Raw genomic sequence first — 14,431 nt, 5'->3', positions numbered from 1 at the left:
TTCGATGGGGCCGGGCGCCTCGCCGAACAATGGGATCCACGGCTGTTCGGGCATGCCCCGAGACCCAACCAGTCCATGATCTACGATCTCCAGGGCGAGCCGCTGCATATCGACAGTGTCGATGCCGGCTGGCGCTTGATATTACCGGGGCTGGCTGGCGCCCCCCTGCTGCACTGGGACGCGCGCGGCAATCGATGGCGCGTCCATCATGATAGCCAGTTGCGCCCGGTGGCCCTGGACGAGAACAGCGACTTGAATGTCGAAACCTTCACCTATGGCGACGCCGCTCAAGACGCCGGCCACAACTTGCGCGGACAATTGTTGGAACAAGTCGATCCGTCAGGCACGTTGCGTTGCGACAGCTATGGCCTGGCGGGCTTGCCCCTGCGTCAGGCCCGCACGTTTACCGACTCCAGCGTCCATGCGACCGAGCGGATCCTGGATGCCTTCGGCGCACCGGTCAGCCAGACCGATGCAGGTGGTCATCGCCAGCATTTACGCCTGGACGTGGCCGGGCAGCTCAAGGCAGTGGACTTGCAGCTCAAGTTGGATGCCGCACCGCAACCGATCATGCTGGCGGCTCACTACAACGCCGCCGGCCAGATTGAGCGCCAGGACACCGCCAACGGTGTAAGCAGTCGATGGGTCCATGATCCGGTGGACGGTCGGCTGTGCACGTTTCAGGCAGGAAAGCCGGGTGCAGACCTGCGCCAGGACCTGACCTACCTTTACGATCTCGTCGGCAATGTAGTGCGCATTGATGACCGCACCGTCGCCACCGTCCATTTTGCCAACCAACGGGTGGATGGCCATCGCGAATTCACTTACGACTCGCTCTATCGCCTGGTCGGCGCCAGCGGCTTCGAGGGCCAGGCACCGCACCTGCAACCCGGATTGCCCACGCCAATCATTCCCATCGATCCGGGCCCTCGCTTTAACTACTCCCAACAGTATGAATATGACAGCGGCAACAACCTGACCCGTCTACGCCATATTCGCGACGGCAACAACCACACGCGAATCATGCGCATTGATCCCAACAGCAATCGGGGCATGCGCTGGGCAGGCGGCGATCCGAACCCGGATTTCGACACATTGTTCGACGCCCACGGCAACCAATCATTCTTGCAGGCCGGTACGCCACCGCTTGCCTGGAACTCCCGCGACCAACTCAGCCGCGTCACCATGATCAAGCGCGACAGCGGTTTGGGCGACGATGAGGAAACCTACCTCTACAGCCAAGGTGAACGGGTCGGCAAAACCCACACGACGATCACAACGGTCCAGGAAACACGTTATCTGGATGGACTTGAACTACACACGTCCAACGGCGGCGAAATATTGCATGTCATAAGCCTGGAGCTGGCTTACGGCAGTGTTCGCTGCCTGCATTGGGAGGCTGGTCAACCTGGCGGGATCGAGGCTGATCAGTTGCGCTACAGCCTCGATGAGCCCCATGGTTCCTGCACCTTGGAGCTGGACCGCCACGGCGAATTGATTAGCCTCGAATTTTATTACCCCTTCGGCGGCACTGCCTGGCGGGCCGGTCGTTCGCTCATAGAGGTCGGCTACAAGACGATCCGCTATTCGGGCAAGGAATTGGACGCCAGCGGTCTGTACCACTTCGGCGCGCGCTACTACGCACCATGGTTGCAGCGCTGGATCAGTGCCGATCCGGCGGGGGATGTCGACGGCTTGAACCTTTATGGGTTCGTCGCCAATAACCCGACGACTTATGCCGATGATGGCGGGCTGATGCGACTGCTCAAGGTAGAGACGCCAGCGCAGAGAGACATGAGAAAGGCGGCAGCAAAGGAGAGACAGCTTCAACACAACGCAAAACTCAAATTATCCATCGGCGTGGCCCGGTTTACTGACATTCTCAAAATGTCCACGCGCAGAGCTATCGACGCTCAAACACAACTGGCCAACCATCGCTCAGGATCGGCCCTTTTCAGGTCGTCGACGAGGCGTATCGGCAGTCACCTTGCTGCGCAGGGGGCCAGCTATGGCGTGGGTATCGGGATGGGCATTGCAGGGGCGGCGTTCGGCAGTGTGGCGGGCCCAGGTGGCACGGCGTTAGGCGCCATCATTGGCTTCACCGTGACCAAAGCCGTCAGCATTGGCCTGGACTACGCCTTGGAAAATGCAGGAATAGGTGCCTCCGTTAAATTCAAAAGCAAGAAATTGGACCCGATTCGAATTGTGAAAAAGGGGGAATATCACGTGATGGATTCCTTGGAGTATGTCAGAAAAAAAGGCGCTGACCTCATCAACGCCACAGCATCTCCCACAAAAAAGGGCCTATGGAAATTAACCAAGGAAGGCGTCAACACCGGCACGTCTACTGCATTGAAAGCCTCGGCTACCGCAGGCGGCAGCGAAATTTCAGCCATGGTGAAAACGGCAATGGGTGCCATTGAAATAGTTCATGAAATCATTGGGGCGGGTCGCGCGCTCACCGAGGAAAAAATCGACTTGGCGGATCAATACATCAACGGTCTGATCAACCTATTGAACGAAGAGATGGCCGTTGTCGACAAGCTTTTCGATGACGCAGGCCTCGAAGCGATCAACACCTATGTGCCGCTGGAGAAGATGGTGGGCCCTTCGAACGGAATCACCCGCCGAGGCCTTAGAAGAGGGATGGAGGCTGCCATCGGCCATCTGAAACAGACGCAGAGCATGCTCCGGTAGCCTCGCATCGAAGCCCTGTCAGACCTGGCAGGTTCTGTGACCCGCTTGCGCCATATTCGCGAAGGCAATAGTCACACCCAAGACATGCGCATCGACCTCGACAGCAACCGAAGCGTGCGCTGGAAAGAAGGCGATCCCGAGCCGGATTTCAATGCATTGTTCGATGCCCATGGCAACCAGCGGTTCTTACACCGTCCGAGTATCGTCACGCTCAGCAGGGCCGCGTGCTATCGTGCCCGTCTCAGCCCGGTCTCGACTTATCCATGCCAGCAATGTCACGCCCCTTGCGCCTGTCTCTTGCCATCGTCCTGATACTTGCTGGCGCAGCCGTTGCCGCCACCCTCGCCCTGCGCCACGCCGAACGTACGGCCCTGGAGGAAGACGCCAGCCGCGCGAGCCAGCAACTGGCGCTGTACGCCAATTCGTTGCACACCCTGATCGAACGCTACCGCGCCCTGCCCGCCGTGCTGGCGCTGGACCCGCAGCTGCGTGACGCCCTCAAGGGACCGGTCAGCCCAGCGCAGCAGGATGTCTTGAACCGCAAGCTGGAAAAGATCAACGGCGCCGCGCAGTCCTCGACGTTGGAGTTGCTGGACCACACAGGCCTGGCCGTAGCGGCGAGCAACTGGAAGTTGCCCAGCAGCTATGTCGGGCACAATTATGGTTTCCGTCCCTATTTCCTCCAGACCCGCACCCAGGGCACCGGGCGGTTTTATGCGGTGGGCGTAACCAGCGGCATCCCCGGCTATTTTTTGTCCAGTGCGGTGACCGACGACAATGGCCAGTTCCTTGGCGCCATGGTAGTTAAGCTGGAGTTCCCGGAGCTGGAGCGCGAATGGCGCCAGGGCAGCGACACGCTGTTGGTCAGCGATGCGCGGGGGATCATTTTCATCGCCAATCGGCCCGGCTGGCGCTACCGCCATCTACAGCCCTTGACCGACAACGATCGCGCCGAACTCCAGGCCACGCGCCAATACGACAAGCAACCGTTACAACCCTTGGCCTTCGATCCGCTGCGGCGCTTTGACGAAAACAGTCATCTGACCCGGGTCGAGGCACCCGATGGCCCGCAGGAATATCTCTGGGAGTCCCTGGCGTTGACGAGCGAAGGCTGGACGCTCCACTTGCTGCGCCGTCCACAGATCGCCTTCGAAGACCTGCGCAACGCCGGGCTCGCCGCCGCCGGGTTGTGGCTGGCCCTGGTGTTCCTGCTGTTGTTTCTCAACCAGCGCTGGCGCCTGGCAAAACTGCGCCAGCGCAGCCGCCAGGAACTCGAACGCCTGGTGGACGAACGCACCCGTGAACTGCGCACCGCCCAGGACGGCCTGGTGCAATCGGCCAAGCTGGCGGCGTTGGGGCAGATGTCGGCGGCGCTGGCCCATGAGATCAACCAGCCCTTGACTGCCCAGCGCATGCAATTGGCGACCCTGCGCCTGCTGCTCGATCACGGCCGGATCGACGATGCGTACAAGGCCCTCAAGCCGGTGGACGATATGCTGACGCGCATGGCCGCCCTCACCGGCCACCTGAAGACCTTCGCGCGCAAAAGCCCCAGCGGTCTGCGCGAACGCCTCGACCTCGCGGCGGTGGTGGACCAGGCGCTGCAACTGCTGGAGACGCGCCTGCGGGACGAAAACGTCAGCACCGTCTTGCACCTGGCCCGTCCGGCATGGGTCCGCGGCGACGCCATCCGCCTCGAACAGGTGTTGATCAATCTCCTGCGCAACGCCCTCGACGCCATGCTCGAACAGCCGCTCAAGCGCCTTGAAGTGCGCCTGCAGGCCGATGAACAATTGTGGCGCCTGACCGTCAGCGACAGCGGCACCGGAATCGCCGAAGAACATCTGGCGCAAGTGTTCGACCCCTTCTTCACCACCAAGGCGGTGGGCGATGGCCTCGGCCTCGGCCTGGCGGTTTCCTTTGCAATCATCCATGAATCCGGCGGACGGCTGACGGCGGACAACCATGAAAACGGTGCGGTATTGTGCGTGACCTTGCCCATCGATCAGGAGGCGCAACTGCATGCTTGATTCGGTCATAGTCGTCGATGACGAGAACAGCATCCGCACGGCGGTCGAGCAATGGCTGAGCCTGTCCGGGTTCCGGGTGCAATTGTTCAGTCGCGCCGAGGATTGCCTGGCGAAGCTGCCGGAAAATTTTCCTGGCGTGATCCTCAGCGACGTGCGCATGCCTGGGCTGGGCGGCCTGGAGTTGCTGGCCGAAGTACGCAGGCGTGATCCGGACCTGCCGGTGATCTTGCTGACCGGTCACGGCGACGTGCCGATGGCCGTGGAGGCCATGCGCGACGGGGCCTATGATTTCCTCGAAAAGCCGTTCAGCCCTGAAGCGTTGCTGGGCGGCTTGCGCCGGGCACTGGACAAGCGTTTCCTGGTCCTGGAAAACCGCCGGCTGCACGAACAGGCCGATGCCCGGGCGAAGCTCGACGCCACCCTGCTCGGCGTCTCCCGTGCATTGCAGAACCTGCGACGCCAGGTGCTGGACCTGGCGACGCTGCCGGTCAACGTGTTGATCCGCGGTGAAACCGGCAGCGGCAAGGAATTGGTTGCCCGTTGCCTGCACGACTTCGGCCCGAGGACGAGCAAGCCCTTCGTGGCACTGAACTGCGCGGCCATCCCCGAACCGCTGTTCGAAGCCGAACTGTTCGGCCATGAAAGCGGCGCCTTCACCGGAGCCCAGGGCAAGCGCATCGGCAAGCTCGAATACGCCGACGGCGGCACGCTGTTCCTCGACGAAATCGAAAGCATGCCCTTGGCCCAGCAGGCCAAGCTGCTGCGCGTGCTGCAGGAAAAGAAACTCGAACGCCTGGGTTCCAACCAGAGCATCAACGTGGACCTGCGCATTATCGCCGCGACCAAGCCCGACTTGCTGGACGAAGCCCGGGCCGGGCGTTTTCGCGAAGACTTGGCCTATCGCCTGAACATCGCCGAGCTGCGCCTGCCACCCTTGCGCGAGCGCCGCGAGGATATTCCGCTGCTGTTCGAGCACTTCACCCACAGCGCCGCCGAACGCCTGGGCCGCCCCGCCGCGCCCTTGAACGGCCCGCAACTGAGCCATCTGCTCAGCCACGACTGGCCGGGCAACGTGCGTGAATTGGCCAACGTCGCCGAGCGCCAGGTGTTGGGCCTGGATCAACTGCCCGTCCTGGAGACGGAGCCGGGCCAGTCCCTCGCAGCCCAGCAGGAAGCCTTCGAAGCCCAATGCCTGCGCGCCGCCCTGACTCGGCACAAAGGCGACGTGAAAGCCGTGCTCGAAGAACTGCAACTGCCACGCCGCACCTTCAATGAAAAGATGCAGCGGCATGGGTTGAGTCGAGAGATGTTTTTGTAAGCATCGTTCCCAAGCTCCGCCTGGGAACGATCGACATGAGCGGATTCCCGCCCACACCGCCACCCGCAATAAGCGGATTTCCGCTCACCAAACGCGACAACCCCCTCTAGACCGGCCTTCCGCCACTTGGCACAGCTCCTGCTATAGCCCCGGCAGGCTGCGTCCACACGCGCTCCACAAAAACAATTAAACGAAGGATCCTTCAATGGATAACTCCAACGCCCTGCCCATCGGGTCGGCTGCCGTGCCCGCCCGTGAAAGAACCACCGCCAGCCGGATCAAATCGATCTTCAGCGGCTCGGTCGGCAACATGGTCGAGTGGTACGACTGGTACGTCTACGCCGCTTTCTCGTTGTACTTCGCCAAAGTCTTTTTCCCCAAGGGCGACACCACCGCCCAATTGCTCAATACCGCCGCGATCTTCGCCGTCGGCTTCCTGATGCGCCCGATCGGCGGCTGGTTGATGGGCCTGTACGCTGACCGCGCCGGTCGTAAACGTGCGTTGATGGCCTCGGTGTACCTGATGTGCTTCGGCTCGCTGATCATCGCCTTGAGCCCGAGCTACGAAACCATCGGCGTCGGCGCGCCGATCCTGCTGGTGTTCGCCCGCTTGCTCCAGGGCCTGTCGGTGGGTGGCGAGTACGGCACTTCGGCAACCTACCTGAGTGAAATGGCGACCAAGGAACGTCGTGGTTTCTTCTCCAGCTTCCAGTACGTGACGCTGATTTCCGGCCAGCTCATCGCCCTTGGCGTGCTGATCGTGTTGCAACAGTTCCTGACCACTGAACAACTGTATGCCTGGGGCTGGCGCATCCCGTTCGCCATCGGCGCGCTGTGTGCGGTCGTGGCGCTGTACCTGCGTCGCGGCATGGAAGAAACCGAGTCGTTTACCAAGAAGGAAAAAGCCAAGGAAAGCGCCATGCGCACCTTGATGCGCCATCCCAAGGAATTGTTGACCGTGGTCGGCCTGACCATGGGCGGCACGCTGGCGTTCTACACCTACACCACCTACATGCAGAAATACCTGGTGAACACAGTCGGCATGAGCATCTCCGACTCCACTACCATTTCCGCCGCCACGCTGTTCCTGTTCATGTGCCTGCAACCGGTCATCGGTGGGCTGTCGGACAAGATCGGTCGCAGGCCGATCCTGATTGCCTTCGGTATCCTGGGCACGCTGTTCACCGTGCCGATCCTCACCACGCTGCACACCATCGAGACCTGGTGGGGTGCGTTCTTCCTCATCATGGCCGCGCTGATCATCGTCAGCGGCTACACCTCGATCAACGCCGTGGTGAAGGCCGAATTGTTCCCCACCGAAATCCGCGCCCTGGGCGTCGGCCTGCCTTACGCACTGACGGTGTCGATCTTCGGCGGCACCGCTGAATACATCGCGCTGTGGTTCAAGAGCATCGGCATGGAAACCGGCTACTACTGGTACGTGACAGCCTGTATCGCCGTGTCGTTGTTGGTGTACATCACCATGAAAGACACCCGCAAGCATTCGCGGATCGTGACCGACTGATTTCCCAGTCGCACAAACATAAAGGGGCGAACCTGACAGGTTCGCCCCTTTTTTCGTTCTGCATGTCCAAGGATTTATCCGAGATTAATCTCTGGTTAATGCCTGGCCTGCATCCTCATCCTCAACAGAACGCACCTTCGATACGCCGGTGATGGCCTCATTGACCGTTCAGTGACAGCCGCCAATAAATCTATTTTATCGATTGTTTTTAGCGTTTTTTTGCGCTTTTTAATCAGTTTAACGAGCGTAATATGAATTCCACACCCAAGGCACTTAACGCCAAACATTCTGGAGCACGACCATGAAAACCAAACTGATCATCGCCCTGACCCTCTCCGTACTGGCCGCCAACACCTTCGCCGCCGACGGTTTCGACCGCACCAGCTCGGCCATCGCCGCCGATGGTTATGAGCGCACCGGCGCTGCCACCCTCGCCGCTGATGGTTTCGATCGCACTAACGGCGCTACCGTCGCTGAAGATGGCTTCGACCGCACCAACGGCAACACCGTCGCTGAAGATGGCTTCGACCGCACCAACGGCAACACCGTCGCTGAAGATGGCTTCGATCGTACCAACGGCAACACCGTCGCTGAAGATGGCTTCGACCGCACCAACGGCAACACCGTCGCTGAAGATGGCTTCGATCGCACCAACGGCAACACCGTCGCTGAAGATGGCTTCGATCGTACCAACGGCGCCGCCATCAGCTAACAACCACGAAGGCACTCTCACAGCCCGGCTTCGGCCGGGCTTAGTTATTTATGGCGCATGTGAAACCAGCACAGCGATAACAGCGGAGCACGATTTCCCTGACTACAAAATCCACTGTAGGAGGGGGCTCCAGGGTGCTGACAAAAACGGCGGGGCCCTGCACTATCCTCGATTCCCTTGAAACCCCACCGCAGGACGTTCTCCAGCCATGCCCGACGACATCCATTTCTACGAACCCGCCAACGGCCACGGCTTGCCCCACGACCCGTTCAACGCCATCGTCGGCCCACGGCCAATAGGTTGGATTTCGTCCCAGGATGCCGAAGGCCGCCTGAACCTGGCGCCCTACAGTTTCTTCAACGCCTTCAACTACGTTCCGCCGATCATCGGTTTCTCCAGCGTCGGGCGCAAAGACAGCCTGAACAACATCGAACAGACCGGCGAGTTCGCCTGGAACCTGGCCACGCGCCCCTTGGCCGAGCAAATGAACCAGAGCTGCGCGATGGTCGCGCCAGAGGTCAATGAGTTCGAGTTGGCGGGTTTGACGACCGCGGCTTCGCGAGTGATCCAGGTACCACGCGTGGCCGAGAGCCCGGTGTCCTTCGAGTGCAAGGTCACCCAGATCATTCAGTTGCAGCGGGCGGACAAAGGGCTGGTGCCGAGCTGGCTGATCCTCGGCGAAGTGGTCGCCGTGCATATCGCCCAATGGCTGTTGAAAGACGGGGTCTACGATACCGCCGCCGCCGAACCGATCTTGCGCGGCGGCGGGCCGGCGGATTATTTCCAGTTGGGGCCGGAGGCGTTGTTCAGGATGCACCGCCCAAAGTAAGGATCAGCGCGATTCCTGTGGCGAGGGAGCTTGCTCCCGCCTGGGTGCGCAGCGCCCACCAAAAAGGGGGCGCTGCGCAGCCCAGCGGGGATAAATCCCCTCGCCACAAAAGCAATCCACGAAATGCTGATTACCAGACCAACCCGCCGTCCTCTTCGACGCCCTGCAGGTGAGTCAACTGAACGGCAGCCGCTTCATCGGCCTTGGCGGCGGTTTCGAATGTCTGCTCTTCGAGCACTTTATTGAAACGCGGCTTCTCGGCACTGCCAATGGCCTTGGTGGCGATGGCGGCGTAATAGCCGCCGCCTTCCTTGGGAACAACAGCGGAAACAGCTTCAAATGTTTCAAAGGCTTTGCGTGCCATAATGCACATCCTGGCGGTGGGAATAAGGGGCATTAAACCTTCAACCGGCCAGTTTGTGTACCTTCGCCATGCACCCTTCGGTCGCCTGGAGGGCAGACACTTCTCTAAAGGTGTGAAAATCCAGGCTACTCACCACCAGGTCCTGTACAAGCTCGGCAAAGATCGCCATGGCCGGTGAGTTGAAATAAGCGTCCATCGCCTGCTGGTTGGCCCACAGCCCGGACACCAGCCACAGATCGGCGTCGCACTGCGATTGCTGCAAGGCAAAGTGCAGGCAACCGGGCGCCTGGCGCGAGGGCACTATCAGGGTGCTGAGGCGTGCCCCCAATGGCTTGGAGCAACCGGCGCGGGCCCGGACAAAAGCCATGTGGCTGACGGGGATCTGTGTAGTCATGTTCAACCTCCCAGGTAATCCGTTGTGCAGCCGGGGACAGGCTGCGACAGGATCAAAGGTTAAGCGTCCCGACGCCAGCTTCGTTAGTCGATTCCTGCCGACTCATTGCACAATTCTGCGCCCGGACATTTTCCGCTCTCCTCTTTATGGGTTGGATTCGCCGGTAGTTGAAACAAAAGGTTTCAAGCAAGTTTCGCCAGGGCAACCCAGTCCGCTCTCCGACAGTTGTGCAGGATCAGGCAAGCTTTCAACAGAATGTGACTACCGCCATGCCTTGCACAAACATAAGCTTTGTCTTATCGCTTCCTTCTCCCTGAGGTCCCTGGCATGTCGCCACTCGATCACGCCCACGTCCCGCTGGACACGTACCTGGAACAACAGCGCGCCGAACTGGCGTCGATCATCGACCGCAACACCTGCGAGGACGGCAGCTACGCCACGGCCATCGGCTCGCTGCACCTGTCGCGCCACAGCCAGCCGCACAGATTCGCCCCAGTGCTGGCGCAACCCGCCCTGTGCATCATGGCCCAGGGCAGCAAGCAGGTGCGCCTGGCGGACGAATTGTTCAACTACGACCCGCTGCATTACCTGGTGGTCTCGGTCTCGATGCCATTGAGCGGTTGCATCGCCGACGTCTCGCCCGAGCAGCCGATCCTGGCGCTGCGCCTGGACATCGACCCGGCGGAAATCACCGCGCTGATCGCCGATGCCGGTCCCTTGGGCGTGCCGACCCGCCCCGCCGGGCGCGGGCTGTATGTCGAACGCCTGGACACACCCATGCTCGACGCTGTGCTGCGCCTGACGCGCCTGCTCGATGCGCCGAAAGACATCGCCATGCTCGCCCCCCTTGTGCGCCGGGAGATCCTTTACCGCCTGTTGCGCAGCCCGCAGGGCTACCGGCTATATGAAATCGCCATTGCCAACAGTCAGAGCCACCGCATCAGCCAGGCAATCAAATGGCTCAATGGCCATTTCGAACAGCCACTGCGCATCGATGACCTGGCCCGGGAAGTGAACCTCAGCGTCTCGACCTTGCACCATCGGTTCAAGGCCATGACCGCCATGAGCCCATTGCAATACCAGAAGCAACTGCGCCTGCAGGAAGCCCGCCGGCTGATGCTGGCCGAAGGGCTGGAAGCGTCGGCGGCGGGTTATCGGGTGGGTTACGAAAGCCCTTCGCAGTTCAGCCGCGAGTACAGCCGGTTGTTTGGTGCGCCGCCGCTGCGGGATCTGGCACGGTTGCGGATGACTGTTTGACCCGAGGGTTGCGTCGGGCCGGCCTCATCGCGAGCAGTGCGCGGCACATGCCTTTTATCCAGGCATGCGCGGCCTGCTCACGTGCCGTCAGACGGCCCGGACTACATGCTTGATTTCCTGGAACGCCGCCAGTCCCCAAGGTCCTAATTCACGGCCAAGACTGCTCTGCTTGTAGCCGCCCCAAGCGGTCTGGGGAAAAATCACCTGCGCAGCGTTGATCCACACCAGCCCGGCCTGCAAAGCATCGGCGACCTTCCCAGCCGTCTCGACATCGCGGCCGACCACGCTGGCCACCAACCCGAAACGGCTGTCGTTGGCCAAGGCAATCGCCTGCGCCTGGGAACTGAAACTGCGTACGCACAGCACCGGCCCGAAGATCTCTTCGCACCACAACGCGCTGTCCAGGGGCACGTGGGTGAAGATGGTCGGCTGTAAAAAAAAGCCCCGAGTCAGATGCGCGGGGCGCTGGCCACCGCACACCAGCGTCGCCCCGGCGCTCAAGCCGCGGTCGATGTGCCCCAGCACCCGCTGGTATTGCGCCTGGTTGACCAGCGCGCCCATCTCCACGTCCGGGTCGAACGGATCGGCGACGCGGATCGCCTCGGCGCGCGCCTTGAGCCGTTGCAGGAATTCATCGGCCAGTTCATCGGCGACGAGCACGCGGCTGGTGGCTGAACACATCTGCCCGGCATTGAAGAAACCGCCGCCGCAGGCCAGCTCCACCGCCAGGTCCAGGTCGGCGTCGGCCAGCACCAGCAAGGACGATTTCCCACCCAGCTCCAGGCTCACGCCCTTCACCGTTTCCGCCGCCCGTTGCATCACTTGCACCCCAACCGCGTTGCTGCCGGTGAAAGAAATCTTCGCCACGCGCGGGTCTGACGCCAGCGGCGCGCCGACCGCCAGGCCCGTGCCGCAGACCAGATTGAACACGCCGTCGGGCAAGCCGCATCCGGCGATGATCGAGGCCAGTTCCAGCTCCGGCAACGGCGTGACTTCCGAAGGCTTGAGCACCACGCAGCAGCCGGCCGCCAACGCCGGGGCAAGTTTCCAGGCGGTGGTGACCATTGGGAAATTCCACGGCACGATCAAGCCGACCACACCGCAGGGTTCGCGGCGAATGCGAGCGCTGAAATCGTCGCTGGGCAACGCCAATGGACTGTCCTGCCGAGCGTCCAGACCTTCGGCCAACTCGGCGTAATACTCGAAGGTCGCGGCCACATCGTCGACATCGATGGCCGCTTCGAACAGCGGTTTACCGTTGTTGCTCGATTGCAGGTGCATGAGCCGTCCACGAGCATCTCGCACGGCAACAGCGATACGGCGCAGCAACGCGCCGCGCTCGGCACCCGAGGTGCTTGACCATCGGCCGAACGCCTGGGTCGCGGCCTCCAAGGCTTGATCGACGGCCTGTTCATCGCCCCCATAAACAGTGGTGAGCAGCGCCTCGGTCGCCGGGTTGATCACCCGCAACGGTTGATCGCCCGCCCACCATTCGCCGTTGATGTACAGCCCGTCTTGCGTCGTCGGGAAATTCATTTCGCCACCTGCGACATCCAGGTTGCCTGGTCGATTTCGATCAGCGTCGGGCCCTGCCGGTCGCAAGCGGCGAGTAACGCGGCGTGCAATTGCGTCACGCCGTCGATGGCTTCGGCGGCGCAGCCCAAGGCCTTGGCGACACCGATGAAATCCGGGGTATAGATGTCCACGCCCACCGGTTCGATGGCGCGGTTGACCATGTATTTCTTGATCTCTTCATAGCCCTGGTTATTCCACAGCAGCACGATCACCGGCGTACGGGCTTCCACCGCGCTGGCCAGTTCCGGCAGGGTGAACTGCAACCCGCCATCGCCGATCAGGCACACCACGGGCGGGCGGCCAAGACCGTTGTCGTCGCCGCCAAGCCAGGCACCAATGGCCGCCGGCAACGCATAACCGAGGGTGCCGTAGCCGGTGGACGAATTGAACCAGCGCCGCGGGTGCTCCAGGTTGAAAGTCAGGTTGCCGGTGTACACCGGCTGCGTGGAATCGCCGACGAACACTGCATCCGGCAACACTTGCAACACGGTGTCGAGAAACAAGGTCTGGGCGCGGGTCACGGCGTCCCATTGCCGATCGAGTTCAGCCCGCAGCCGTCCGGCACGAACCGCGCCCCAGTTGTCGTCGCGCGCGCCGGGCACGCGACGGCTCAATGCATCGAGCAATGCCTGGGCGGCACTCTGGGCGTCGGCCACCAGCGCCAACTTCGGCGGGTAGTTGCGCACGGTCTGGTCGGGGTCGATGTCGATGCGCAACAACGCACCGGGAATCTCGAAGCCACCGGCAAAAGTGACGTCGTAATCGGTCTCGGCCAGCTCGGTGCCGATCGCCAATACCACATCGGCTTCGGCCACCAGGGCGCGGGTGGCGACCAGGCTCTGGGTGGAGCCGATCAACAACGGATGGCGCGACGGCAGCAGGCCCTTGGCGTTGATGGTCAACGCCACGGGGGCGTCGAGGCGTTCGGCCAGTTCGGTCAATGCGGCCCCGGCGCCCAGCGCCCCGCCTCCGGCAAGAATCAACGGGCGCCGGGCCGTCGCCAGCAGGGCTGCCATTTGCTCCACGGCATTGGGCGCGGCCCCGGCGCGATTGATGTTCACTGGCGTGCTGGCGAGCAAGTCGTCGGCGTCCTCGACGAGCACATCCAACGGAATCTCGATGTGCACCGGCCGCGGCCGCCCGGCCTGGAACAACGCAAAGGCCCGGGCCAGCAAGCCAGGCAATTCGGCAGCTGACATCAGCGTGTGGGAAAACGCCGCCACGCCGCCCACCAGCGCGCTCTGGTTCGGCAGCTCGTGGAGCTTGCCGCGCCCGCCGCCCAACTGGCTGCGCGACTGCACGCTGGAAATCACCAGCATCGGGATCGAATCGGCATAGGCCTGGCCCATGGCGGTGGTGATGTTGGTCATGCCCGGGCCCGTAATGATGAAGCACACGCCCGGCTTGCCGCTGACACGGGCGTACCCGTCGGCCATGAAACCGGCGCCCTGCTCATGACGTGGCGTCACATGGCGGATGCTGGAGCGGGCCAGCCCGCGGTACAGCTCGACGGTGTGCACACCGGGGATGCCGAACACCTGCTCGACGCCATAGCCTTCAAGTAACTTGACCAACACTTCGCCGCACGTCGCCATTGCCATTGCCTTTTTTTTGTCTGTAAAAGAGCCCCCGCACGTCACCTGGCGGGCCCCTTTGCTCTGAGGGAATGGCGTTATTGGAACGGTCAGGCCGTAGCGGCAACAATGGATAAAAAGTCATACTAGCCATGT

The 14,431-nt window shown here is 61.9% G+C and carries 12 protein-coding genes; 8 read left to right on the top strand and 4 right to left on the bottom strand.

The window, feature by feature from the left end; genetic code table 11:
* Positions 1-75 precede the first annotated feature (75 nt).
* The 7 genes from VQ575_RS05650 (at position 76) to VQ575_RS05620 (ending at position 9,111) form a co-directional block, all read left to right on the top strand.
* Entirely contained in the window at positions 76-2,697 is a 2,622-nt protein-coding gene (locus tag VQ575_RS05650; RefSeq protein WP_232916808.1) for an RHS repeat-associated core domain-containing protein, read from the top strand.
* 36 nt (positions 2,698-2,733) lie between these two features.
* Positions 2,734-3,009 (top strand): hypothetical protein, encoded by a 276-nt coding sequence (locus VQ575_RS05645; RefSeq protein ID WP_198723339.1) that lies wholly within the window; start codon positions 2,734-2,736, stop codon positions 3,007-3,009.
* A complete protein-coding gene (locus VQ575_RS05640; protein ID WP_325919232.1) occupies positions 2,961-4,727 on the top strand; it encodes a sensor histidine kinase in 1,767 nt (588 codons plus the stop codon). Before VQ575_RS05645 ends, VQ575_RS05640 begins: the two co-directional genes overlap by 49 nt.
* Positions 4,720-6,045: a sigma-54-dependent transcriptional regulator gene (locus VQ575_RS05635; protein WP_039591423.1), complete on the top strand. Its 1,326-nt coding sequence runs from the start codon at positions 4,720-4,722 to the stop codon at positions 6,043-6,045. The genes VQ575_RS05640 and VQ575_RS05635 overlap by 8 nt, the downstream gene beginning before the upstream one ends.
* A gap of 205 nt (positions 6,046-6,250) precedes the next feature.
* A complete protein-coding gene (locus VQ575_RS05630; RefSeq protein ID WP_039591424.1) occupies positions 6,251-7,570 on the top strand; it encodes an MFS transporter in 1,320 nt (439 codons plus the stop codon).
* Positions 7,571-7,871: 301 nt separating this feature from the next.
* Positions 7,872-8,282, top strand: a complete 411-nt coding sequence (locus VQ575_RS05625) for a heme utilization protein (protein WP_198723348.1) — start codon at positions 7,872-7,874, stop codon at positions 8,280-8,282.
* A 208-nt stretch (positions 8,283-8,490) separates the two neighbouring features.
* On the top strand, positions 8,491-9,111 hold the full coding sequence (locus VQ575_RS05620) for a flavin reductase family protein (protein WP_039591426.1): 621 nt from the start codon (positions 8,491-8,493) through the stop codon (positions 9,109-9,111).
* Positions 9,112-9,241: 130 nt separating this feature from the next.
* Here VQ575_RS05620 and VQ575_RS05615 read toward each other — a convergent pair whose 3' ends face one another.
* The gene (locus tag VQ575_RS05615) at positions 9,242-9,475 is read right to left on the bottom strand and encodes a hypothetical protein (protein WP_039591427.1); all 234 of its coding nucleotides are present in this window, start codon (positions 9,473-9,475) and stop codon (positions 9,242-9,244) included.
* Positions 9,476-9,515: 40 nt separating this feature from the next.
* Positions 9,516-9,869 (bottom strand): putative quinol monooxygenase, encoded by a 354-nt coding sequence (locus tag VQ575_RS05610; RefSeq protein ID WP_039591428.1) that lies wholly within the window; start codon positions 9,867-9,869, stop codon positions 9,516-9,518.
* A 327-nt stretch (positions 9,870-10,196) separates the two neighbouring features.
* Between VQ575_RS05610 and VQ575_RS05605 the strand changes: the two genes are divergently transcribed.
* On the top strand, positions 10,197-11,126 hold the full coding sequence (locus VQ575_RS05605; RefSeq protein WP_325919231.1) for an AraC family transcriptional regulator: 930 nt from the start codon (positions 10,197-10,199) through the stop codon (positions 11,124-11,126).
* A gap of 87 nt (positions 11,127-11,213) precedes the next feature.
* Here VQ575_RS05605 and VQ575_RS05600 read toward each other — a convergent pair whose 3' ends face one another.
* Both VQ575_RS05600 and VQ575_RS05595 read right to left on the bottom strand, forming a co-directional pair.
* Positions 11,214-12,662 (bottom strand): aldehyde dehydrogenase family protein, encoded by a 1,449-nt coding sequence (locus tag VQ575_RS05600; protein WP_325919229.1) that lies wholly within the window; start codon positions 12,660-12,662, stop codon positions 11,214-11,216.
* On the bottom strand, positions 12,659-14,296 hold the full coding sequence (locus VQ575_RS05595; protein WP_325919228.1) for a 5-guanidino-2-oxopentanoate decarboxylase: 1,638 nt from the start codon (positions 14,294-14,296) through the stop codon (positions 12,659-12,661). Before VQ575_RS05595 ends, VQ575_RS05600 begins: the two co-directional genes overlap by 4 nt.
* Between the last annotated feature and the right edge of the window lie 135 nt (positions 14,297-14,431).

It is taken from the genome of Pseudomonas frederiksbergensis (genome assembly GCF_035751725.1).
GTDB lineage: Bacteria > Pseudomonadota > Gammaproteobacteria > Pseudomonadales > Pseudomonadaceae > Aquipseudomonas > Aquipseudomonas frederiksbergensis_A.
The sequence above is the reverse complement of the archived record's forward strand: the minus strand, read 5'-3'. Positions and strand labels throughout refer to the sequence as shown.